Raw genomic sequence first — 23062 nt, 5'->3', positions numbered from 1 at the left:
CCGAGGACGTTAAGATATCAGTGCCCCGAGTGCCCACACAGATTGTCTGATAAATTGTTAAAGAGCGGTGCGACGCGGCTTTCGGCCTGCTGTCGCGAGGTGGCGTATATTACGCTTTCCTCTTTCAGAGTCAACCCTTAATTTCAGGATTTTTCTCTTTCCGACTCACCGTCGCTGTGTGATGTTTCTCATCAGCGCCGTGTCGATGGAGGCGCATTATAGGGAGCTCAGAAGTAATGGCAAGCGGAAAACTTAAAAAAATCACAACCGCTCACCTTTTCATCATTGCGCGCATTTTTAGCGCTTTTTGATAGCTTCCGGCAGCGCCGCGAGGCTATTTAACACCCAATCGGCCGCCGCTTCTGCTTCTGGCGTCACGGGTTTGCCGGTACGTACCAGCACTTTTGTGCCGACGCCTGCCGCTGCGCCCGCCTGCATATCTTCTAATTTATCGCCCACCATATAAGAAGCGTCCATATCGATGTGCAGAAAATCACGAGCGGAGAGCAGCATGCCCGGTTGCGGTTTACGGCAGTCACAATTCTGACGAAACTCTTCCACTGCGGCTTCAGGATGATGCGGGCAATAATAGATGCCATCAAAATCGACGTCCCGGTCGGCCAGCGACCAGTCCATCCATTCTGTGAGTTGTTCAAACTGCGCTTCGGTAAACTTCCCGCGCGCGATGCCGGACTGATTCGTCACCAGCACCAGCGCAAAGCCCATCGCTTTGAGTTCGCGCATCGCATCGATAACGCCGTCGATAAACTCGAAGCGGTCAATCTCAGAGACATAACCGTGATCGATATTAATAGTGCCGTCGCGGTCGAGAAAAATTGCCGGTACAGATTTAGCCACCTGAAAAACTCCTGCCTTAAATAATGCTGTCTAGTATCGCATGATTCTTAGACGGAGAAAGCGCTCATTGCAGACAGTCAGATTGATTTAGACGTCTGGATGCCTTACCATCCATTCTGTTTACGGTCACCGCCCGTATAAGGCAGAACAAAATGCCACGGCTAACTCCTATAAGATAATAAATAACCTGATGATCAAACTGTCGAATATCACCAAAGTGTTCCAGCAGGGAAACCGCACCATTCAGGCGCTGAATAATGTCAGCCTGCATGTCCCGGCAGGACAGATTTATGGCGTGATTGGCGCCTCCGGCGCCGGTAAGAGTACACTCATCCGCTGCGTCAATTTGCTTGAGCGCCCCACCCAGGGCAGCGTCCTGGTAGGCGGCCAGGAGCTGACCGCGCTTTCTGAATCAGAACTGACCAAAGCCCGTCGCCAGATTGGCATGATTTTCCAGCATTTTAATCTGCTGGCATCACGTACCGTTTTTGGCAACATCGCGCTCCCGCTGGAGCTGGACAACACGCCGCGCGACGAAATCAAACGTCGTGTAACCGAGCTGCTGGATCTGGTTGGCCTAAGCGAAAAGCAGGACGCTTACCCGGCGAATCTCTCGGGCGGTCAGAAACAGCGCGTGGCGATTGCTCGCGCGCTGGCGAGCAACCCGAAAGTGCTGCTGTGCGATGAAGCCACCAGCGCGCTCGACCCTGCCACCACCCGCTCCATTCTGGAGCTGTTGAAAGACATCAACCGTCGCCTGGGTCTTACTATTCTGCTCATTACGCATGAAATGGATGTCGTGAAGCGTATCTGCGACTGCGTTGCGGTGATCAGCAACGGCGAGCTTATCGAGCAGGACAGCGTCAGCGAAGTGTTCTCGCACCCGAAGACGCCGCTGGCTCAGCAGTTTATCCAGTCCACGCTGCATCTGGATATCCCGGAAGATTACGCCCAGCGTCTTAACGCGCAATCCGGCGATAACCGCGTCCCGCTGCTGCGCCTTGAATTCACAGGCCAGTCGGTTGACGCGCCGCTCCTTTCCGAGACCGCACGCCGTTATAACGTGAACAACAACATTATCAGCGCGCAGATGGATTACGCCGGCGGCGTGAAGTTCGGCATCATGCTGACGGAAATGCACGGCACACAGGAAGAAACGCAAGCGGCCATCGCTTACCTGCAACAACATCATGTAAAAGTAGAGGTTCTGGGTTATGTCTGAAGCAATGATGTGGTTACTGGTGCGCGGCATCTGGGAAACGCTGGCGATGACCTTTGTTTCCGGCTTTTTCGGTTTTGTGATTGGCCTGCCGGTTGGCGTACTGCTGTACGTCACGCGTCCGGGCCAGATTATCGAGAACGCGAAACTCTATCGTATTCTCTCCGCGCTGGTGAATATCTTCCGCTCCATTCCTTTTATTATCTTACTGGTATGGATGATCCCGTTTACCCGTACTATCGTCGGCACTTCCATTGGCCTGCAGGCGGCCATCGTACCGCTGACCGTCGGCGCCGCGCCGTTTATCGCCCGTATGGTGGAAAACGCCCTGCTGGAGATCCCGTCGGGTCTTATTGAAGCCTCGCGCGCAATGGGTGCCACGCCGATGCAGATCGTTCGTAAGGTACTGCTGCCTGAAGCGCTGCCGGGCCTCGTGAACGCCGCGACGATTACGCTTATCACCCTTGTCGGCTATTCCGCCATGGGCGGCGCGGTTGGCGCAGGCGGCCTGGGCCAGATCGGTTATCAGTACGGCTACATCGGCTATAACGCCACCGTAATGAATACCGTATTAGTCTTACTGGTGGTACTGGTGTATTTAATTCAATTCTCAGGCGATCGTATCGTCCGGGCTGTCACTCACAAGTAACGTTACACACAACATCAATATACTTTTCAGTTAAGGAATGGTTATGTCTTTCAAGTTTAAAACCTTTGCGGCAGTAGGCGCCCTTCTCGGCACGCTGGCCCTGGCAGGTTGCGGTCAGGAAGAAAAAGATCCGAACCATATTAAAGTGGGCGTGATTGTGGGTGCGGAACAGCAGGTTGCTGAAGTCGCCAAAAAAGTCGCCAAAGAGAAATATGGTCTGGACGTCGAGCTGGTCACCTTTAACGACTACGTACTGCCGAACGAAGCGCTGAGCAAAGGCGATATCGACGCTAACGCCTTCCAGCACAAACCGTATCTGGATCAGCAGATCAAAGACCGCGGCTACAAGCTGGTTTCCGTCGGCAACACTTTCGTTTATCCGATCGCCGGTTACTCCCGCAAAATCAAATCGCTGGATGACCTGCAACCGGGCGCGCAGGTTGCCGTACCGAACGATCCGACCAACCTTGGCCGTTCCCTGCTACTGCTGCAGAAAGTGGGTCTGATCAAACTGAAAGACGATATCGGCCTGCTGCCGACCGTGCTGGATATCACCGAAAACCCGAAAAACCTGAAGATTGTCGAGCTGGAAGCGCCGCAGCTGCCGCGCTCGCTGGATGACGACCAGATTGCCCTTGCGGTGATTAACACCACCTACGCCAGCCAGATCAACCTGACCCCGGCGAAAGATGGCATCTTCGTGGAAGACAAAGATTCTCCGTACGTGAACATGATTGTGACCCGCGAAGATAACAAAGACGCGGAAAACGTGAAGAAATTCGTTCAGGCTTACCAGTCTGACGAAGTGAATGAAGCCGCAAATAAAGTCTTTAACGGCGGCGCCGTCAAAGGCTGGTAAGCCGTTTTGATTGCTGACGGTTATAATTTCAGGACGGGCTTAAGCCCGTCTTGTTATTTCTGCAAGCTCCTGATTCAATAAGCCACGTTTTTATCACCGACGAGGAATTATTATGCGTGCTTTACCGATCTGTCTTTTAGCATTCATCCTGAGCGGCTGTTCCGTGCTAAACAGATCCCCTGTAGAACCTGTTCAAAGCACCGCGTCGCCGCAAAAATCCGAGCCTGTTCGCCAGAAAACGGTTCGCCCTGCTCCGGTAAAAATCTATACCAACGCTGCAGATCTGGTCGGCAAACCCTTTCGCGATTTAGGCGAAGTGAGCGGTGAATCCTGCCAGGCCACTAACCAGGACTCTCCGCCGAATATCCCGACGGCCCGTAAGCGCCTGCAGATCAACGCCTCTAAAATGAAAGCGAACGCCGTTCTGCTGCACAGCTGTGAAGTCACCAGCGGCACGCCGGGCTGCTACCGCCAGGCCGTTTGCGTAGGCTCTGCCCTTAGCGTTCCGACCAAATGACCACCTTTGCCTTTGAGCAAATTGGTGTCATTCGCTCGCCTTATAAAGAAAAATTCGCCGTGCCGCGCCAGCCAGGACTGGTCAACAGCGCGCTCGGCGAGCTGCATTTAATCGCGCCCTACAACCAGCCTGACGCCGTGCGCGGGCTGGAGGCGTTTAGCCATATCTGGGTCGTGTTTGTTTTCCATCAGACGATGGAAGGCGGCTGGCGCCCTACCGTGCGTCCTCCGCGTCTTGGCGGCAATGCCAGAATGGGCGTTTTCGCCACGCGTTCTACCTTCCGCCCGAACCCCGTCGGCATGTCGCTGGTGGAACTTCAGGGCATCCGCTGCGAAAAAGACCGCGTGATCCTGACGCTCGGCGGACTGGATCTGGTGGACGGCACGCCGGTGATAGATATCAAACCCTATCTCCCGTTCGCCGAAGCGTTGCCTGACGCGCGCGCGGGCTATGCCCGGCAGGCGCCGGATGCCACGGTGCCGGTCACCTTTACCGACGACATCGCGCACGCCCTGCCGCACCTTGAGAAGCGCTACCCGAATCTTGGCCAGTTCATCGTTGAAGTGCTCGCCCAGGATCCGCGTCCGGCTTACCGTAAAGATGAGGAAACCGGCAAAAGCTACGCCGTCTGGTTGCTCGATTTCAATGTCCGCTGGCGTGTTACGCCGCAGGGCTTTGAGGTCTACGCGCTGGAGCCGCGTTAATTTCCGTAGCCTCTCTTTTGGCGGCCCATTCTCACTGGTACACTAAACCACTTTTTTGTGTCAGGCTTTACAGTGCCTGAATTCACACGTTCAAACGGAACCGTAACAACATGCGTACTAGCCAATATCTGCTCTCCACTCTGAAGGAGACACCTGCCGACGCGGAGGTTATCAGCCACCAGCTGATGCTGCGCGCCGGGATGATCCGCAAGCTGGCCTCAGGGTTATACACCTGGCTGCCGACCGGCCTGCGCGTCCTGAAAAAAGTCGAAAATATCGTGCGTGAAGAGATGAACAACGCCGGTGCTATCGAGGTGTCGATGCCAGTGGTTCAGCCTGCTGAACTGTGGCAGGAGAGCGGCCGCTGGGAGCAGTACGGTCCGGAGCTGCTGCGCTTTGTCGATCGCGGCGATCGCGCGTTTGTGCTTGGCCCGACGCATGAAGAAGTCATCACCGATCTGATCCGCAACGAGCTGAGCTCTTACAAACAACTACCGCTCAACTTCTATCAGATCCAGACCAAATTCCGTGACGAAGTGCGCCCGCGTTTCGGCGTGATGCGCTCACGCGAATTCCTGATGAAAGACGCCTACTCTTTCCATACTACGCAGGAATCGCTGCAGCAGACCTACGACGCGATGTATGGCGCCTACAGCAAAATCTTCACCCGCATGGGGCTCGATTTTCGCCCGGTGCAGGCGGATACCGGCTCGATTGGCGGCAGCGCGTCTCACGAATTCCAGGTGCTGGCGCAGAGCGGCGAAGACGATATCGTCTTCTCTGACACCTCTGATTTCGCCGCCAACATTGAACTCGCCGAAGCGGTTGCCCCGCTGACCCCGCGCGCGGCGGCAACGCAGGACATGACGCTGGTCGATACGCCGAACGCGAAAACCATCGCCGAGCTGGTTGAGCAGTTCAGCCTGCCGGTTGAGAAAACCGTGAAAACCCTGCTGGTGAAAGCCGCTGAAGGCAGCGATTTCCCGCTGGTGGCGCTGCTGGTGCGCGGCGACCACGAACTGAACGAAGTCAAAGCCGAGAAACTGGCGCAGGTCGCCAGCCCGCTGACGTTCGCCACAGAGGCCGAAATCCGCGCCGCGGTTAACGCAGGTCCGGGTTCGCTTGGCCCGGTGAATATGCCGGTGCCGGTCGTGATTGACCGCAGCGTGGCCGCCATGAGCGATTTCGCCGCAGGCGCGAACATCGACGGCAAACACTACTTCGGCATCAACTGGGATCGCGACGTGGCGACGCCGCAGGTTGCCGATATCCGCAACGTCGTGGCCGGCGATCCGAGCCCGGATGGTCAGGGCACGCTGCTTATCAAACGCGGTATTGAAGTGGGCCATATTTTCCAGCTTGGCACCAAATACTCCGACGCGCTGAAAGCCTCCGTACAGGGCGAAGACGGCCGTAACCAGGTGCTGACCATGGGCTGCTACGGCATCGGCGTAACGCGCGTGGTGGCGGCGGCGATTGAGCAGAACCATGACGATCGCGGTATCGTCTGGCCGGACGCGATCGCGCCGTTCCAGGTCGCGATTCTGCCAATGAACATGCACAAATCTTTCCGCGTGCAGGAGCTGGCGGAGAAACTCTACGCTGAGCTGCGCGCCAAAGGCATCGATGTGCTGATGGATGACCGTAAAGAGCGTCCGGGCGTGATGTTCGCCGACATGGAGCTTATCGGTATTCCGCACACGGTGGTGATTGGCGATCGCAACCTCGACAACGACGAGATTGAATACAAATACCGTCGCGATGGCGAGAAGAAAATGATCAAAACCGGCGACATCCTTGATTACCTGGTGGCGAATGTGAAGCGCTAAGCGCTTTCCATGTTGCATTAAAAAGGCCCTCCATGGAGGGCCTTTTTCTTATCGGCTTACCTGTCACCGTTACGGGTGGTCGCAATCTTTGCCGGGCTTAAACGCCACTTTGCGGTCGGCCACCAGATGCTTTTGCACCGCGCCGTTCGCCGGGTCAACCGTCATCGTGAAGTGCGCTTCCACCACCAGCAGTACCGGTTTCTGGCTCGCGCCGCGAGCGCGCTGGTAATCATGCGCCAGCACCGCATGATTCGCCACGCCCGTCTCGCGCCCGGTGGCGCAGTCGGTAAAGGTGGCTGCATTTGCGCCGTGCTGATACATCCCCGTCATCGTCATCGGGGTTTGCGGCAGCGGATCGCTGACCGGATCCAGTCGATAATTCAGCGATGATTTAATCGGGTTGCCTTCCCGGTCGAGCATCTCCAGCGCCTCGCCGCGCGCGCGGAAATAGTTTTTCTCACCCTGGCTGTCGGTGAGCACCAGCTTATCGGCGGTGCGCGCCCAGGTGCCGTAAGAGGCGAACACCGCCTGCCCTTTCGCGCCCAGATAGTGTTGATTCATCACCCAGGTGCCGTCTTTCTCTAAAAACAGCGCGGTCTCGATGCCTTCGCAATCGGCGCAGGGCAGCACGCCTTTCCAGCTCTGCTGCATCGGCTTCAGCTCTGCGGCGCTGGTCGGCGCTAAGGTCTGCATTTCTGCCCGGTTGTTACAGCCAAACAGCGCAAACAGGCTTAAGGCCGCCGCTGCGCAAAAAATGAGTTTTTTCACCGTATTTCCTTATTGTTCGTGGCGCTTTTAATCCGGCATACCGCGCACTTTGCCCCGCATGGCTTTGGTGGCGGACTTATGGGTTTTCGCCTCCAGGCGGCGCACTTTCGACGCGCGCGTCGGGCGAGTCTCCTTTCGACGCTTTTGCGTAGCAGTAAGTTCCCGGACCAGCATAACAAGACGCGCCAGCGCCGCCTCGCGGTTCATCTCCTGGCTGCGATACTCCTGCGCCTTGATAATCACCACGCCCTCGGCGGTGATCAGATGATGACTCGCCGCCAGCAGGCGCGTTTTCCATTCATCCGGCAGGCTGGAGGCGTTGATGTCAAACCGCAGGTGAATGGCCGTCGAACTTTTATTCACGTGCTGCCCGCCCGCGCCCTGCGCACGGATGGCGCTGAACGTCACCTCTTCATCGGGCACCGCCACGCTTCGCGAAAACGTAATCATGCCTGACCTTGCCAGACGGCAGGATGAAGCTCCAGGCTGTCCTCGCCGCCGGAAAGCCAGATGATGCCTTCCTGCAACGTGGCCTGTAACGTCATAGTTCTCTGCGCCAGCGCGCTCAGCTGGGCGAGCTGTTCATCATTGATATTCCAGATAGTCAGGTTTTTATACTGCCGCAGCTTATCCTGATTCTGCTGCCACCAGACCTGCGCTGCGCGGTCATTATAGGTAAACAGCGCCACCTGCTGCGACTGGCTCACCGCCTTCTTAAGGCGCCGCTCTTCCGGCAGCCCGAGCTCAATCCAGAGTTCGATGCCGAGATGATCGTTACGCAGCCAGATCTCCGGCTCGTCATCGGCGCACAGGCCGCGGGTAAACTGCAACCGCTCGTCGGCGTACATCATCCAGGCCAGCAGACGCAGCATCATCCGCTCCTGCGTTTCCGAAGGATGACGCGCCAGCGTCAGGTTGATGTCGAGAAATTGCTGCCGGTCGAGATCGGCCACATTGACCGCCGCTTTATAAATGGTTGCTTTTAACGCCATAGGGCCCCCTGAAAAGTTGGGGGGTATTGTAGCCCAATACGCGTCGGCTGGCTGCCGATTCAAGCGGAGCGCGGTAACGCCGCCACAGCCTGCGCTATGGCTCTGATGACTATGGTATAGTCACCTTGCTAAACAGAGTTTAACTACGTAGGCTTAGACTTGCATCCCGCGGTGAAGTCTGTCGTCAGGCTCTGACAGGAGGGTATGTGGATAAATATTGTGAATTAATACGACAGCGCTATTCGCAGATAGCCAGCGGCGATCTGGGGTATATTCCCGACGCGCTGGGCTGCGTATTAAGGGCTCTGAATGAGGTGGCCTCTGATGAAGCCCTCTCAGAGTCGGTCAGGGAACAGGCGGCGTATGCTGCCGCGAACTTACTGGTGAGCGATTATGTCAATGAATGATGCCTATCAACCCATCAACTGCGATGACTATGACAACCTCGAGCTCGCCTGCCAGCATCACTTATTACTGACGCTGGAACTCAAAAGCGGCGAGGTCATTAAGGCCAAAGCGCAGGATCTGGTTACGCGCAAAAACGTCGAATATTTAATTGCTGATGAAGCCGGAGCCGAGCGCGAAGTGCGTCTCGACAAAATTGCGAGCTTCAGCCATCCACAAATCGGTACGGTGGTCGTTAGCGAATCCTGACGCGCGTTCCACCCTGGCGGGCAGCCCTGCGGCTGCCCGTTTTTTTCAGGGCTTCTGCCCGGCATAGTAAGCCGCGAGATTCGCGATATCTTCATCCGACAGCCCACTGACATACGCCTTCATGATTTCCGCCTGTCCGCCGCTACGCTCGCCTTTTTTATATGCCTGAAGCGCGTGCTCAAGATACGCCTCATTTTGCCCCGCGAGATTAGGATAAAGGGGTGCGCTGGCTTTCCCGGACGCGCCGTGGCAGGCGACGCACATGACCGCTTTCTCCTCCCCCGCCGCCGCATCGCCTTTGGCCTGCGCCGCCAGGCTTAGCGCCATCAGGCTCACCAGCACCATGCCATGTTTAATCATCGTTATGCTCCTTATGCCAGGCCAGCATCCAGCCCGGTTCGTTCTGCGCCTGGCCCTCACGGGTAATAAACAGGCCGGGCGCGCAAATGGGTTGCTCATCATAAAACAGGACGGGCGTTATCTCGCGCTGCCAGGGCGGCACCTGCAGTTCCTGCCAGAGTTTTTTCAGCGTGCGCCCGCGATCGCGCCCGACGATATACAACATGCCTGGCGCGCTGAAGCGCACCGAGACTGACTCGCCGGGACGCGGCGGACGCACGGCGTCGCCTGCTTCGCCGAAACTCAGGCGGCCCAGCGCCTCCGGCAGAGGCAACGCCACATGCGGATCGGGCCAGGCAAGCACCGTCTGGCGCTGCCCCTGCCGCGCTCTGATCCACCACAGCCGCCCCTGATAACGCCGCGCCTCATAGTCGCCGGATTTAAGGCGCGGCGCGGCATCCTCACGGCTTTGCGCCACTTCATCCCAGAGACGTTGCAGCGTGGCGCGGGCGGGCATCGGCGCGTTCAGGGCGGCCAGCCAGCGGCGCAGCAGCGCGGCGCGTTTTATCTCGCTCATGGTTTCGAGCGGCGCGATAGCGAGCGTTTTGCCGTCCATCAGCGCGGCAAGCTCCGGCGCCAGCAGTTCATCCAGCAGTTGCTCCTGCTCGCCGCAGAGTTGCGCGCTGCGCGCCGCCGCCTGGGTGAAGTGCGGCCAGCGCGCTTGCAGCGCAGGCAGAATGCGCAGGCGTAAAAAGTTGCGATCGAAGCGATCGTCCTCGTTGCTTTCATCGTCGATCCACAGAAGCTGGTGACGATCGGCCCACGCCTCCAGCTGCGCGCGCGACGTATTCAGCAGCGGGCGCAGGATAGCGCTGCCCGCAAAAGGCAGTTCGGCAGGCATCGCCGCCAGCCCCGCCGGGCCGCTGCCGCGCTTGAGCGCCAGCAGCAGAGTTTCACACTGGTCATCGAGATGCTGTGCCGTGACCAGCGCTTCACCCGGCAAAAGCGCCGCTTCAAACGCCTGGTAGCGCGCCTTGCGGGCCTGCGCTTCAAGACCGAGCCCGTCCTGCGCCAGCTCCACATACGCCAGCTCAAACGGCACCTGCCAGCGGTGACACAGCGCCTGACAGTGCGCCGCCCAACGGTCGGCGTTCGGGCTGATGCCATGATGAACGTGGATGGCGCGCAGGCGCAGTTCAGGATGCGTCTCGCGCAACCGCACCAGTTGATGGAGCAATACCGTCGAATCGAGCCCGCCACTGTAAGCCACCAGCAGCTGGCGTCGGCCCCGCAGGGCAGAGAGCAGAGAAGTGTCCATTGCGTCGAAAGAAAGAAGGGCCATTGCCAGGCAACTTACCGGGCAATGGCGCCGGGAGCAAGCGTTACTGCTGGTAGAGCTCCAGCGGCAGGCCGTCCGGATCGTTAAAGAATGTGAAGCGCTTGCCGGTGAGCGGATCCACACGTACCGCCTCGCACGTCACGCCGCGGCTTTCCAGAAACGCCACCGCCCTCTCGACATCATCCACGCTGAACGCGAGATGGCGCAAACCGCAGGCTTCCGGACGGCTTGGCCGCGCGGGCGGAAACGGAAACGAGAAAAGCTCGATCACATACTGCCCGTTCAGCGCCAGATCGCCCTTCCAGGAATCGCGCGCCTCACGGTAAACCTCCGACTGCAGAGTAAACCCCAGGGTATCGCAGTAGAACGCTTTGCTGCGGTGGTAATCCGTCGCGATAATGGCGATATGGTGAATCTGTTTTAAACCCAGCATAATCCCTCCTTATGATTGTCTGGCACGTTACTGAGCCTGATGCGGCAAAACAAGGGGTTACTCGCTTTTTAGGACACGTACCCTATAGACGCCGTCTTCGCCGCACTTCGCCCCGTGGATGTCCGTTTCAAAGCCGGGATAGTGTCTGCCGATGGAGCAGAGCATGAGCAGGAAATCGAGCACCGCGCGCGACGCCTCCGTGATCATCTCGCCAGGCATCACCAGCGGCACGCCGGGCGGATATGGCAGGATCATATTGGCGGACACCCGCCCGATCAGCTTCTCGATCTCCACCGTTTCCACATTGCCTTTTACCTGCTGCTGATACATTTCATGCGGCGTCATTTTCATTTCCGGCAAGACGTCAAACGCGCGCAGCATCAGATCCGGCAGATCGTGCTGTTGGATAAGCTTGTGGATCCCCTGGGCTAACTCCTGCACGCGCATGTTGCGGTAGAAGTCCGGATCTTCCGCCCAGAGATCGGGCAGCATGTTTTTCACCCGCAGATTAAGATCATAAGCGCGCTTAAACTCCGTCAGCCCGCGCAGCAGGCCCATCGCGCGGGTTTTATCGATGCCGATACTAAACAGGAACAACAAGTTGTACGGCCCGGTTTTCTCCACCACCACGCCGCGTTCGTCGAGGAATTTCGCCACGAGAGCCGCGGGGATCCCCTCTTTCTCCATATTGCCCTGCGCGTCCATGCCCGGCGTCAGAATAGTGACCTTTACCGGATCGAGATACATATGATCGTGATCAGCATGAGTAAAGCCGTGCCAGTCATCGCCGGGCGTGATAGGCCAGCAGTCCGCTTCGTCAATCTCCTCCGGCTGCCAGATATCGAAGAACCAGCTGTCGGTTTCCTCACGAAGACGCTGCACCTCTTTACGAAAATGCAGCGCCCGCTCCACCGAGCGGTTGATCAAACGGCGGCCCGGATTGCCGCGCAGCATCGCCGCGGCGGTTTCAATGGACGCCACCAGCGGATAGCTCGGCGAAGTGGTGGTGTGCATCATGTACGCTTCGTTGAACGTCTCTTCGTCATAGTCGCCTTTAATGTGGATCAGCGACGCCTGCGACAGCGCCGCCAGCATCTTATGGGTCGACTGGGTTTCAAAGAACACTTTGCCGGGCACGCGCTCGCCGCTCATGCCGCTCTTGCCTTTGTAGATCGGGTGAAAATGGGTATAGGGCACCCAGGCGGAATCAAAATGGATCGAGGGAACGTCCAGCGTCTGTTTGATCCAGTTGGTGTTATACAGCAACCCGTCATAGGTGGAGTTAGTGATGACCGCATGAACCGGCCAGCTGGCGTCCGGGGTTTGCGCCACTTTTTGGGCAATCGACTCGCGGGTAAATTCCCGCTTCGGAATGCCGCCCAGAATGCCGAGCGCGTTGCGCGTGGGCTTGAGCCACAGCGGCACAATATCGCTCATCATCAGCAGATGCGTGAGCGACTTGTGGCAGTTGCGATCGATGAGTACCGTGCTGCCGGCGTGCGCGGCGTACATCCCGATTATCTTATTGGAGGTGGATGTGCCGTTGGTCACCATATAACTCTGTTCGGCCCCAAAAGTGCGGGCGATATACTCTTCCGCCTCCAGATGCGGCCCGGTGTGATCGAGCAGCGATCCCAGCTCGGTGACGGAGATCGAGACATCCGCCTTTAGCGTGTTGCCACCGAAAAAATCATAAAACAGGCAGCCGACCGGGCTTTTCTGATACGCCGTGCCGCCCATATGGCCCGGCGTGCAAAACGTGTATTTGCCCTCTTTCACATACGTGAACAGCGCTTTGGTAAACGGCGGCGTGATGTTGTCGAGATACTCCTGGGTGTACTGGCGAATGCGCGTCGCGATGTCGTCGGCAATGCCCAGCGAATATTCGAAAAACCAGAGCGCCATGCGCATCTCATTCGCGCTGACATCAAGCGTAGAGTGCGTATTGATAAACGCATAGAGCGGCAGATATTCATTGAGCTGATTGATTTCACAGCATAAATCGAGACTGTACTCATCCCAGTCGAAAATGACGCCGCAGATGCGCGGGTTGTGCTCGATAAACTTCAGCAGATCGTTGCTGTTTTTCGGCCAGATTAGCTGAAAGCCCTGCTGCTGGAGCGCCGCCTGCAACTCTTTCATCGGCTCGTCTTTATAGAAAACGCCGTGCGGCCCCATGATGGCGATGATGTTCACTGCTTACCCCCTGGCAAAAAAAACCGTCTGGTAAGCATAGTTGAGCGAAGCGGAACAACAGGCGAGAAGGCAAAAAACCTGGCATACGCTTTTCGCCTTCTTGTGCGTCATCAAAGACTGAAAGCCAGCCCGCAGGCTGGCTTTTGCCCTTACCGCGCGTCCCAGGCGTCCTGCCAGTTCAGGCCTGCGCCAGGCTCATAGTAAGCCGGCGCCACGCTGCACCAGCCGCCCGCCGGGAACGGTTTGCACTGGTAGAGCGCGCCATGGTTAAGCACGATATCGCCCGGCTTCCAGCTCTGGCTGGCACTCCACGACGGATAGCTCACCGGACCGGCGTCCGGCGTTTTGGCTTTCGCCTTCACGTTGAGGACATAGCTGGTGGTATCGCTCAGCTTGCCATCGTCCACTTTCAGGCTGATGGTGTACTGCGCGTCGCTGGAGCTCTCCGGCGCATTGAAGGTTACTACGTTCTTATCTTTGCCGCTCAGCGTCTGCCCGGTCTGCGCCATCCAGGTGTAGGTCAGCGCATCGCCGTTTTCATCGCTGGAGCCGGTGGCGCTTAACGAAACTTTACTGCCCGATTCCACCGCACCCACCGGGCCGCTGATGCGTGCGATCGGCGCTACGTTGCCGCCAGAAGGCGCTGGAGACGGTTGCGGTTGCGGTTCAGGCTGCGGCGCGGGCGTTGTGCCGCCGGAGGCGTCGTTGACGATGTTCACATTAAAGTGGTTCTGCACGCATTTCGCGTAATCCCCCTCTTTGAACGCGCTGAATGGCGTCTGATAACCTACCAGCTGGCAGGCGTAAGCCTGGCCGTCCGGCGTGGTGGTGCTCCAGCTCCAGTCCATCTCCCAGTAAATAGGCAACGCGCCCGAACCGCCCGCATCGAACTGCTTCATTTTCTTACAGCCGAGCACTTCATCCGCCGGGACCGGCACCTTCAGGTATTTGGCAAACTCTTTGTAATACGCGATACGGTTAAGCGACTGGGCGTTTTCCGCTTCGCCGCCGCACTCCACGCCGCCGTTGATAATCTGAATGGTGACGCCAAAGCCGGGCACCAGTCCGCTCTCTTTATCGTGTTCATTCGGCGTCCAGGTGCCGTCGATCACATGCAGCATGCCAGGCTTAGGCGGCTGCGGATAGACAAAGAAAAAGAGTGCGCTGGCGAGATTTAGCCAGGTATCGGCGACCATTTCCGGTTTATCAAGCAGCGGGCGGACGTCGCCATACATAGCGTCAGAGAACGGCCCGTAGTTGTAGTTATACGAAAGCTGTTTGGCGCCGCGCCCGAAGTAACTCATGTAATCGCCGTCTTTATCCCGCCCGCACGGCCAGGTCTGCCCCTGCCAGGTATCCGGATTACATTCGCCGTTATAGCCGCCCTTCTGCCCCTCGTTCCAGCCCATTTCACGCAGATAAACCAGCGCCTGCCGCCACTCCGGCTGCTCGCGCCAGCTTTCATGGCCGCCGGTTTCCTGCGCGAAGTGCGCGAACATGGTGGCGAGCGATTTCCGACAAATAGCCTCGGCGTTGCGCCCGTCGCTGTAATCGCCGCACACCGCCGGGAATTTGCCGACGGCTTTCAGGAAATTCGTATAGGTGTATTCCGGCGCGCGCAGCGGAAAGAGAAACTCCCAGTCCTGGGCGGTGAGGATTTTCTCGACGCGTTTGACGTTGTCCGGGTTCGCGGCGCGCCCCGGCGCTATCTGTTCGACCTGCGCGTTATCCAGCGTGCGGATAGCGCTTTTTACCGACTGCATCAGTGGAAAGTTACTTAGCTCCTGCTCTTTTTTAGTGAGGTCGCTGGCGTTGATGGTGTAAGGCGTACTGCTGCTGAGCAGCGGCGCGGCCAGCGCCTGCGAGCCTGCGAAAAACCCTGCGGCGCCAATCGCCGCGATTTTTACTATTTCCATTCCGGTGTCCCCTTGTGGTTGTGGTTCACCAGCGAGTGTAGGAAGGGAGCCAGACGGGGTATCTCACGTTAACTCATTGCAAAAATCACATTTCATCAGCGGCGAGCGCCCATAAAAAAGGGCCGCTTGCGCGACCCTCATTGAGATTTTTATTCGCCGTTTATCAGGCGTAACCGTAGCTCATCAGACGCTGATAGCGGCGGTTGAGCAGATCGTCTTTGCTCAGCACGTCGAGATCGGCGAGATCCGCCAGCAGCTGCGCTTTCAGCGACTGCGCCATGACTTCCGGGTTGCGGTGCGCGCCGCCCAGCGGTTCAGGGATCACGCTGTCGATAAGTTTCAGCTCTTTCAGGCGCGGCGCGATGATGCCCATCGCTTCGGCCGCGATCGGGGCTTTATCGGCGCTTTTCCACAGAATCGAGGCGCAGCCTTCCGGTGAGATAACGGAATAGGTGCTGTATTGCAGCATATTCACTTTATCGCCAACGCCGATAGCCAGCGCGCCGCCGGAGCCGCCTTCACCGATAACGGTGCAGATAACCGGCACTTTCAGGCGAGACATTTCACGCAGGTTACGGGCGATAGCCTCAGACTGACCGCGCTCTTCCGCGCCCACACCTGGGTACGCGCCCGGGGTGTCGATGAAGGTCACGATCGGCATGTTGAAGCGCTCGGCCATTTCCATCAGGCGCAGCGCCTTACGGTAACCTTCCGGCGCCGGCATCCCGAAGTTGCGGCGAATTTTCTCTTTGGTTTCGCGCCCTTTCTGGTGGCCGATGATCATCACCGGACGCCCGTCCAGACGCGCGATGCCGCCCACGATCGCTTTGTCGTCGGCATAGGCGCGATCGCCTGCCAGCTCGTCAAACTCCTCAAAGGCCAGGCGGACATAATCCAGGGTATAAGGACGCTGCGGATGACGCGCCAGCTGGGCAATTTGCCAGGCTCCCAGATCGGCGAAGATTTTACGCGTCAGTTCTACGCTCTTTTCGCGCAGACGATGCACCTCTTCATCGATGTTAATATCCAGTTTCTCATCCTGACGGCTAACCGCAGTCAGGGAATCGATTTTCGCTTCCAGCTCTGCAATCGGCTGTTCAAAATCAAGGAAATTCAGACTCATAGTATTCCTGTATTAGTCAAACTCCAGTTCCACCTGCTCCGAACCTGGCAGGCCACGCGGGTTGAGTCCAGCGATTCAGGCGCCCGGAACCTGATGCAGCGCATCAGTCAAACTCCAGTTCCACCTGCTCCGAACCAATCAGGCCACGCAGATCGTTGAGTAAACGATCGTTCGGAGAGACACGCCACGTCGCGCCAAAGCGCAGCCGGGCGCGTGCATCCGCCCTCTGATAGTAGAGATGTACTGGAATGGTTCCCGAACGGTGGGGTTCCAGAGACTGACGGAGTCGGTTTAAAAGCTGGTCATCAATTTGCCTGTCCGTCAGCGAGATAGCAAGCCCGCGCGCATACTTTTCGCGGGCTTCGTCAATGTCCATGACTTCACGGGCGGTCATTTTAAGGCCCCCGCTAAAGTCATCAAAGCTGACCTGTCCGCTGACGATAAGGATTCGGTCTTTTTCCAGCAGATGCTGGTATTTTTCCAGAGCATCGGTGAACAACATCACTTCAAGACGCCCGGAACGGTCATCCAGCGTACAGATGCCGATACGATTGCCGCGCTTGGTGACCATAACCCGCGCGGCAATTATCAAACCCGCCGCCGTGGTCACTTTGCCACGTTCGGTAGGATGCATATCTTTTAAGCGCATGCCGCCGACATAGCGCTCGATCTCTTTCAGGTACTGGTTAATGGGGTGACCGGTGAGATACAGCCCCAGCGTTTCACGCTCGCCATCCAGCACCACCTGCTCCGGCCACGGCTGGCAGCTGGCGTAGGATTGCTCGACTTGTTCCGGCTCCTCCGCCAGTACGCCGAACATATCCGCCTGGCCGATAGCCTCGGCTTTCGCATGTTGATCCGCCGCTTTCAGCGCGTCGCCGAGCGAATTCATCAGCGCGGCGCGGTGCGGCCCGAGGCGGTCGAACGCCCCGGACATGATCAGTTTTTCCAGTACGCGGCGGTTGAGCTTTTTGGTGTCGGTACGGGCGCAGAGATCGAACAGCTCGCGGAAGTAGCCGTCTTTATTACGCGCCTCGATGATGGCCTCGATGGGGCCTTCGCCGACGCCTTTAATCGCGCCGATGCCGTAGACAATCTCCCCGTCGTCGTTGACGTGGAAATGGTACAGCCCGGAGTTGATATCCGGCGGCAGGATCTTAAGCCCCATGCGCCAGCACTCATCCACCAGCCCAACCACTTTATCGGTGTTGTCCATATCGGCGGTCATGACCGCCGCCATAAACTCCGCCGGATAGTGGGCTTTGAGCCACAGCGTCTGGTAGGAAACCAAAGCATAGGCGGCGGAGTGCGATTTGTTAAATCCGTACCCGGCGAATTTCTCCACCAGGTCAAAGATTTTCATCGCCAGCTCGCCGTCGACGCCGTTATTTTTCGCGCCATCTTCAAAGATGGAGCGCTGCTTGGCCATCTCTTCAGGTTTCTTTTTACCCATCGCGCGACGGAGCATATCCGCGCCGCCGAGGGTATAACCCGAAAGCACCTGGGCTATCTGCATCACCTGTTCCTGATACAGAATGATGCCATAGGTCGGCTCCAGCACCGGCTTCAGGCTCTCGTGCTGCCACTGAATATCCGGGTAAGAGATGGCTTCGCGCCCGTGCTTACGGTCGATAAAGTTATCTACCATGCCCGACTGCAGCGGCCCTGGGCGGAACAGCGCCACCAGGGCTATCATATCTTCGAAGCAGTCCGGCTGCAGACGCTTGATAAGATCTTTCATGCCGCGCGATTCAAGCTGGAAGACCGCGGTGGTTTCCGAGCGCTGCAACATGTCGAAGCTTTTCTTGTCATCCAGCGGGATAGCCGCGATATCAATCGGCTCCAGCCCTTGCTTCGCGCGCCGGGCGTTAATCATATCCAGCGCCCAGTTGATAATAGTGAGCGTGCGCAGACCTAAGAAGTCGAACTTCACCAGGCCCGCGTATTCGACATCGTTTTTATCAAACTGCGTGACCGGATGATGGCCCATCTCGTCGCAATAGAGCGGCGCGAAGTCGGTAATTTTGGTCGGCGCGATCACCACCCCACCGGCGTGTTTACCGGCGTTGCGCGTCACCCCTTCGAGCTTACGCGCCATGTCGATAAGGGCTTTGACCTCTTCATCGGCATCGTAAATTTCCTGTAGCTGCGGTTCGGCTTCGAACGCTTTCGCAAGCGTCATACCCGGATCGGGCGGCACCAGTTTAGAGATGCGATCGACAAACCCGTAAGGGTGCCCCAGCACGCGGCCTACATCGCGAATAACCGCTTTCGCCGCCATGGTGCCGAAGGTGATAATCTGGGAAACCGCGTCGCGACCATACATGTCCGCCACGTGCTCAATCACCTGGTCGCGTTTTTCCATGCAGAAATCGACGTCGAAGTCGGGCATGGAGACACGTTCCGGGTTGAGGAAGCGTTCGAACAGCAGGTCAAATTCCAGCGGATCGAGATCGGTGATTTTTAGCGCATACGCCACCAGCGATCCCGCGCCCGAACCACGGCCCGGCCCTACCGGAATGCCGTTATCCTTCGACCACTGGATAAATTCCATTACGATCAGGAAGTAACCAGGGAAACCCATCTGGTTGATAACCTGGAGTTCGATATCCAGGCGCTCGTCATAGGGCGGACGCTTCTGTACGCGTTCTTCCGGGTCCGGGAACAGGAACTCAAGGCGCTCTTCCAGACCTTCTTTCGATTTCATGACCAGGAAATCTTCGGTGGTCATGTCGCCGGTCGGGAATTGCGGCAGGAAATACTCGCCAAGACGCACCGTCACGTTACAGCGGCGGGCAATCTCCACGCTGTTTTCCAGCGCTTCCGGGAGATCGGAGAACAGCTCGCACATCTCCTCTTCGGTACGCAGGTATTGCTGCGGCGAATAGTGGCGAGGTCTTTTCGGATCATCGAGCGTAAAACCGTCGTGGATAGCGACGCGAATTTCATGGGCGTCGAAATCGCCGGGCTCAATAAAGCGCACGTCGTTGGTGGCAACGACCGGAACGCCTTTTTCTTCCGCGAGCGCCACCGCCGCATGAAGATAGCGCTCTTCATCCGGACGGCCGGTGCGAACCAGCTCCAGATAATAACGGTCCGGGAAATGTTCCTGGTAAAACGCCAGCGCCTGCTCGGCCATGACGTTATTACCACGAAGTAAACACTTACCAACGTCACCCTGACGACCGCCGGAGAGCAGGATCAGCCCTTCGCCCAGCTCCGCCAGCCACTGCTGGTCAATCCACGGGCCGGCCGCGCCATAACCGCGCTGATAGGCGCGAGAGATAAGCAGCGTCAGGTTCTGATAGCCGGTATTGTTCGCCGCCAGCACGGTGATATGCGAGAAATCTTCACCCAGCAGGTCGCACTGCATATTGAAGTCGGCGCCGATAATCGGCTTCATGCCGACGCCGTGCGCGCCGCCGTAAAATTTTACCAGCCCGCACAGGTTGGTGAAGTCAGTAATGGCAAAGGCAGGCATGCCAAGCGCGGCCGCCTTTTTTACCAGCGGCCCCGTTTTTGCCAGTCCATCGATCATGGAATAGTCACTGTGCACTCTCAGGTGCACAAAACGAGGTTCAGCCATTTCTGTTTCCGGTTAACTCTGTTTCGTCGTTAAGAGGCAATGCCCAGCGCGCGTCTGACCGGCGCGAAGCTGCGCCGATGATGCGCCGTCGCGCCGTGCTCGGCAAGCCGCTCAAGGTGAAAGGCGGTCGGATAGCCCTTGTGCTGGGCAAATCCATACTGAGGAAAGGTGAGGTCCAGTTCAGCCATTTCCGCGTCGCGCGTTACTTTAGCCAGTATCGACGCAGCGCTGATTTCCGCCACCCGGCTGTCGCCTTTGACGACCGCCATGCTGGGCATCGGCAGGGCCGGACAGCGATTGCCATCTATCAGCACATATTCGGGCGTGACGGCAAGCCCCGCCACCGCGCGCTGCATAGCCAGCATCGTGGCGTGGAGAATATTCAGCTCGTCAATCTCGTGCGGCTCCGCGCGTCCAAGACTCCAGACGATCGCCTTCTCTTTGATCTCGTCAAACAGCGCAAGACGACGCTTTTCAGACAGCTTTTTGGAATCCGCCAGCCCGACGATGGGGTTGAGCGGATCGAGGATCACCGCAGCGGTGACCACAGCGCCGACCAGCGGGCCGCGGCCCACTTCATCAACGCCCGCCACCAGATGCGTATGGGGATAGATAAATTCCATCATTGCGCCAGTTCCAGCACCGCGTCCGCCGCCTGTTCATCGGCATTGCAGCGGATCTGCTGATGCAGTTTACGGAAAGTGTCGTGCATATCATGGCTCTGCTTGCCATCAGCCAGCAACGGCAGCAGCGCGTCGGCGAGCTTCTGCGGCTCGCAGTCGTCCTGGAGCAGCTCTTTTACCAGCTCGCGCCCGGCCAGCAGATTAGGCAGCGACACAAATTCAGTTTTCACCAGACGTTTCGCCAGCCAGAAGGTGAACGGCTTCATGCGATAGCCAACCACCATCGGGCATTTCGCCAGCATACATTCGAGCGCGGCGGTGCCGGAGGCAAGAAGCGCCGCGTCGCTTGCGATCATCGCTTCGCGCGCGTGGCCGTCAAGAAGATGCGCGGTCAGCTGTGGCGCGACTTCCGCTTTGATGCGCTCGAACTGCTCGCGCCGCTTCGCGTTAACGAGCGGCACGACGATTTCGAGATCCGGGTAATGCTCGCGTAAACGCAGCGCGGTTTTCAGGAAATCCGCACTTAGCATTTCCACTTCCGCACTGCGACTGCCTGGCAACAGCGCCAGACAACGGGCGTCGTGGGCGATACCCAGCACGTCACGCGCCGCGTTTTTATCCGGATCCAGCGGCATCGCGTCCGCCATGGTATGCCCGATAAAGCGACACGGAACGTTAAATTTGTCATAAAACGCTTTTTCGAAAGGCAGAAACGCGAGCACCAGATCGGTGGCTCTGCCTATTTTGAAAACGCGTTTCTGGCGCCAGGCCCAGACGGACGGGCTGACGTAGTGAATAGTGCGAATGCCCTGCTGTTTCAGGTTGCCTTCCAGCGTGATGTTGAAATCCGGCGCGTCGATACCGACAAACACATCCGGTTTCAGCGCGGTGAAGCGCTGCGTGAGATCGGCGCGGATATGCAGCAGGCGGCGCAGACGGCCCAGCACCTCCACAATTCCCATCACGGCCAGTTCTTCCATTTCATACCAGGCTTCGCAGCCTTCGGCCTGCATACGCGGGCCCGCGACGCCGACAAAACGCGCGTTTGGTACGCGCGCCTTGAGCGCACGGATGAGACCGGCACCAAGAATATCGCCGGAGGTTTCTCCGGCGACCAGGGCAATCGTAAGCGGACGGGTCATTAACGAATCAGACCACGCGTGGAGCGGGCGAAGAAATCGTAGAACGGCTGCACTTCAGGATGCTTCGCGGCAATCTCTGCGATTTCCGGCTTCACTTCATCCAGCGTCTTACCGCTGCGGTAAAGCAGCTTGTAAGCGTTACGGATAGCGTGCAGCGCTTCTTTGCTGAAGCCGCGACGCTTGAGCCCTTCGATGTTCACGCCAAACGGGGTCGCGTGGTTGCCCTGCGCGATCACATAAGGCGGTACGTCCTGCGCGACGCCGGAGCAGCCGCCCACCATGACGTGCGCCCCGATGATGCAGAACTGATGCACGGCCGTCATGCCGCCGATGATAGCGAAATCATCAACGGAAACATGTCCGGCAAGCGTGGCGTTATTGGCAAGAATGCAGCGGTTGCCTACTGTGCAGTCATGCGCGACGTGCGCATTTATCATCAGCAGGTTATCGCTGCCCACCTTCGTCAGACCACCACCCTGTGCCGTGCCGCGATGAATGGTGACGCTTTCGCGGATGCGGTTGCGATCGCCAATCTCGACGCGGGTCGGCTCGCCAGCATATTTCAGATCCTGGTTTACCTCGCCGATAGAAGCGAACTGATAGATCTCGTTATCGCGACCGATCGTAGTATGACCATTCACGACAACGTGCGATTTCAGTACGGTACCTTCACCGATTTCGACATCAGGGCCGACAATACAAAACGGACCAATGTGGGCGTTAGCGCCGATAACGGCGCCCTCTTCCACAATGGCGGTGGGATGAATAAAGGCGGTCTTATCAATCACGTATCAGGCCTCCCGGCTCCGTGCACACATCATGGTGGCTTCACACACCACTTTACCGTCAACCAGCGCGACGCCTTTGAAGCGAGTCACTCCACGGCGCGTTTTTTCAAAGGTAACTTCCATCACCATCTGGTCGCCTGGCACGACAGGGCGCTTAAAGCGCGCTTCATCGATGCCTGCAAAATAGTAAAGTTCACCCGGTTCCAGTTTGCCAACGCTTTTGAAAGCCAGAATGCCGGTGGCCTGCGCCATGGCTTCTAAAATCAACACGCCCGGAAAAATGGGTTTACCAGGAAAGTGACCCTGGAAAAAAGGCTCGTTTACAGAGACATTTTTTACTGCGCGTAGAAAACGACCTTCCTCAAAATCCAGCACGCGATCCACCAACAAGAATGGATAACGGTGCGGCAGAAGCTCTAAAATCTCTTCAATGTGCAGAGTATGAGTTTCAGTAGTCAAAATACTCTTCCTGTCTAAAAATATACTGAATGGGCAATAATAACACGGCCTGCGGCGATTCTGGATCGC

23 protein-coding genes are annotated in these 23062 nt (G+C 57.7%); 8 read left to right on the top strand and 15 right to left on the bottom strand.

Annotation, left to right across the window (positions count from 1 at the left end; genetic code table 11):
• Window positions 1-297: 297 nt before the first annotated feature.
• The gene (gene gmhB, locus AACV31_RS20380; protein WP_007760180.1) at window positions 298-858 is read right to left on the bottom strand and encodes a D-glycero-beta-D-manno-heptose 1,7-bisphosphate 7-phosphatase; all 561 of its coding nucleotides are present in this window, start codon (window positions 856-858) and stop codon (window positions 298-300) included.
• A 190-nt stretch (window positions 859-1048) separates the two neighbouring features.
• Here gmhB and metN point away from each other — a divergent pair, with 190 nt between their 5' ends.
• The 6 genes from metN (at window position 1049) to proS (ending at window position 6635) form a co-directional block, all read left to right on the top strand.
• The gene (metN, locus tag AACV31_RS20375; protein ID WP_007760178.1) at window positions 1049-2080 is read left to right on the top strand and encodes a methionine ABC transporter ATP-binding protein MetN; all 1032 of its coding nucleotides are present in this window, start codon (window positions 1049-1051) and stop codon (window positions 2078-2080) included.
• Window positions 2073-2726 carry a methionine ABC transporter permease MetI gene (locus AACV31_RS20370; protein ID WP_012815377.1) on the top strand — a complete coding sequence of 218 codons (654 nt, stop codon included), beginning with the start codon at window positions 2073-2075 and terminating at the stop codon, window positions 2724-2726. Before metN ends, AACV31_RS20370 begins: the two co-directional genes overlap by 8 nt.
• 43 nt (window positions 2727-2769) lie before the next feature.
• A complete protein-coding gene (locus AACV31_RS20365) occupies window positions 2770-3585 on the top strand; it encodes a MetQ/NlpA family lipoprotein (RefSeq protein ID WP_007674157.1) in 816 nt (271 codons plus the stop codon).
• Between the two features lie 112 nt (window positions 3586-3697).
• Window positions 3698-4102, top strand: coding sequence for an Rcs stress response system protein RcsF (gene rcsF, locus AACV31_RS20360; RefSeq protein ID WP_012815375.1), 405 nt, complete (start codon window positions 3698-3700; stop codon window positions 4100-4102).
• Window positions 4099-4806 (top strand): tRNA (N6-threonylcarbamoyladenosine(37)-N6)-methyltransferase TrmO, encoded by a 708-nt coding sequence (gene tsaA, locus AACV31_RS20355; protein WP_165155980.1) that lies wholly within the window; start codon window positions 4099-4101, stop codon window positions 4804-4806. Before rcsF ends, tsaA begins: the two co-directional genes overlap by 4 nt.
• A 110-nt stretch (window positions 4807-4916) precedes the next feature.
• Window positions 4917-6635 (top strand): proline--tRNA ligase, encoded by a 1719-nt coding sequence (gene proS, locus AACV31_RS20350; protein ID WP_165155978.1) that lies wholly within the window; start codon window positions 4917-4919, stop codon window positions 6633-6635.
• 69 nt (window positions 6636-6704) lie between these two features.
• Here proS and nlpE read toward each other — a convergent pair whose 3' ends face one another.
• From nlpE to AACV31_RS20335, 3 genes are read right to left on the bottom strand one after another with little or no spacing between them, the layout of a single operon-like run.
• Complete coding sequence (gene nlpE / locus AACV31_RS20345; RefSeq protein WP_165155976.1) at window positions 6705-7403, bottom strand: envelope stress response activation lipoprotein NlpE; 699 nt, start codon at window positions 7401-7403, stop codon at window positions 6705-6707.
• A gap of 27 nt (window positions 7404-7430) precedes the next feature.
• Complete coding sequence (arfB, locus tag AACV31_RS20340) at window positions 7431-7853, bottom strand: alternative ribosome rescue aminoacyl-tRNA hydrolase ArfB (protein ID WP_165155974.1); 423 nt, start codon at window positions 7851-7853, stop codon at window positions 7431-7433.
• On the bottom strand, window positions 7850-8395 hold the full coding sequence (locus tag AACV31_RS20335; RefSeq protein WP_165155972.1) for a YaeQ family protein: 546 nt from the start codon (window positions 8393-8395) through the stop codon (window positions 7850-7852). The genes arfB and AACV31_RS20335 overlap by 4 nt, the downstream gene beginning before the upstream one ends.
• A gap of 206 nt (window positions 8396-8601) precedes the next feature.
• Here AACV31_RS20335 and AACV31_RS20330 point away from each other — a divergent pair, with 206 nt between their 5' ends.
• Window positions 8602-8802 carry a YaeP family protein gene (locus AACV31_RS20330; protein WP_007760023.1) on the top strand — a complete coding sequence of 67 codons (201 nt, stop codon included), beginning with the start codon at window positions 8602-8604 and terminating at the stop codon, window positions 8800-8802.
• Entirely contained in the window at window positions 8789-9049 is a 261-nt protein-coding gene (gene rof, locus AACV31_RS20325; RefSeq protein WP_007760020.1) for a Rho-binding antiterminator, read from the top strand. Before AACV31_RS20330 ends, rof begins: the two co-directional genes overlap by 14 nt.
• Before the next feature lie 45 nt (window positions 9050-9094).
• On the opposite strand, the gene AACV31_RS20320 is transcribed toward rof, so the two are convergent.
• The 11 genes from AACV31_RS20320 to fabZ all read right to left on the bottom strand — a co-directional run bounded on the left by AACV31_RS20320 (window position 9095) and on the right by fabZ (window position 22993).
• Complete coding sequence (locus tag AACV31_RS20320; RefSeq protein ID WP_165155968.1) at window positions 9095-9409, bottom strand: c-type cytochrome; 315 nt, start codon at window positions 9407-9409, stop codon at window positions 9095-9097.
• Window positions 9402-10706, bottom strand: coding sequence for a tRNA lysidine(34) synthetase TilS (tilS, locus tag AACV31_RS20315; protein WP_165155984.1), 1305 nt, complete (start codon window positions 10704-10706; stop codon window positions 9402-9404). The genes AACV31_RS20320 and tilS overlap by 8 nt, the downstream gene beginning before the upstream one ends.
• Window positions 10707-10770: 64 nt before the next feature.
• A complete protein-coding gene (locus AACV31_RS20310; protein WP_007759960.1) occupies window positions 10771-11160 on the bottom strand; it encodes a VOC family protein in 390 nt (129 codons plus the stop codon).
• 57 nt (window positions 11161-11217) lie between these two features.
• Window positions 11218-13356 carry a lysine decarboxylase LdcC gene (locus AACV31_RS20305; protein WP_105538716.1) on the bottom strand — a complete coding sequence of 713 codons (2139 nt, stop codon included), beginning with the start codon at window positions 13354-13356 and terminating at the stop codon, window positions 11218-11220.
• A gap of 149 nt (window positions 13357-13505) precedes the next feature.
• Window positions 13506-15272, bottom strand: coding sequence for a chitinase (locus tag AACV31_RS20300; protein ID WP_165155966.1), 1767 nt, complete (start codon window positions 15270-15272; stop codon window positions 13506-13508).
• A gap of 163 nt (window positions 15273-15435) precedes the next feature.
• Window positions 15436-16395: an acetyl-CoA carboxylase carboxyl transferase subunit alpha gene (gene accA, locus AACV31_RS20295; RefSeq protein ID WP_012815365.1), complete on the bottom strand. Its 960-nt coding sequence runs from the start codon at window positions 16393-16395 to the stop codon at window positions 15436-15438.
• Between the two features lie 103 nt (window positions 16396-16498).
• Window positions 16499-19981, bottom strand: a complete 3483-nt coding sequence (gene dnaE / locus AACV31_RS20290; protein WP_075199752.1) for a DNA polymerase III subunit alpha — start codon at window positions 19979-19981, stop codon at window positions 16499-16501.
• 29 nt (window positions 19982-20010) lie between these two features.
• Entirely contained in the window at window positions 20011-20607 is a 597-nt protein-coding gene (rnhB, locus tag AACV31_RS20285; protein WP_165155964.1) for a ribonuclease HII, read from the bottom strand.
• Complete coding sequence (gene lpxB / locus AACV31_RS20280) at window positions 20604-21746, bottom strand: lipid-A-disaccharide synthase (protein ID WP_105580609.1); 1143 nt, start codon at window positions 21744-21746, stop codon at window positions 20604-20606. Before lpxB ends, rnhB begins: the two co-directional genes overlap by 4 nt.
• Entirely contained in the window at window positions 21746-22534 is a 789-nt protein-coding gene (gene lpxA / locus AACV31_RS20275; RefSeq protein WP_004386126.1) for an acyl-ACP--UDP-N-acetylglucosamine O-acyltransferase, read from the bottom strand. Before lpxA ends, lpxB begins: the two co-directional genes overlap by 1 nt.
• 3 nt (window positions 22535-22537) lie before the next feature.
• A complete protein-coding gene (gene fabZ / locus AACV31_RS20270; protein ID WP_004386127.1) occupies window positions 22538-22993 on the bottom strand; it encodes a 3-hydroxyacyl-ACP dehydratase FabZ in 456 nt (151 codons plus the stop codon).
• Between the last annotated feature and the right edge of the window lie 69 nt (window positions 22994-23062).

Source organism: Cronobacter sp. EKM101R (assembly GCF_963888145.1).
Taxonomy (GTDB): domain Bacteria; phylum Pseudomonadota; class Gammaproteobacteria; order Enterobacterales; family Enterobacteriaceae; genus Cronobacter; species Cronobacter turicensis.
This window is presented reverse-complemented; position numbering and strand designations above follow the sequence as displayed.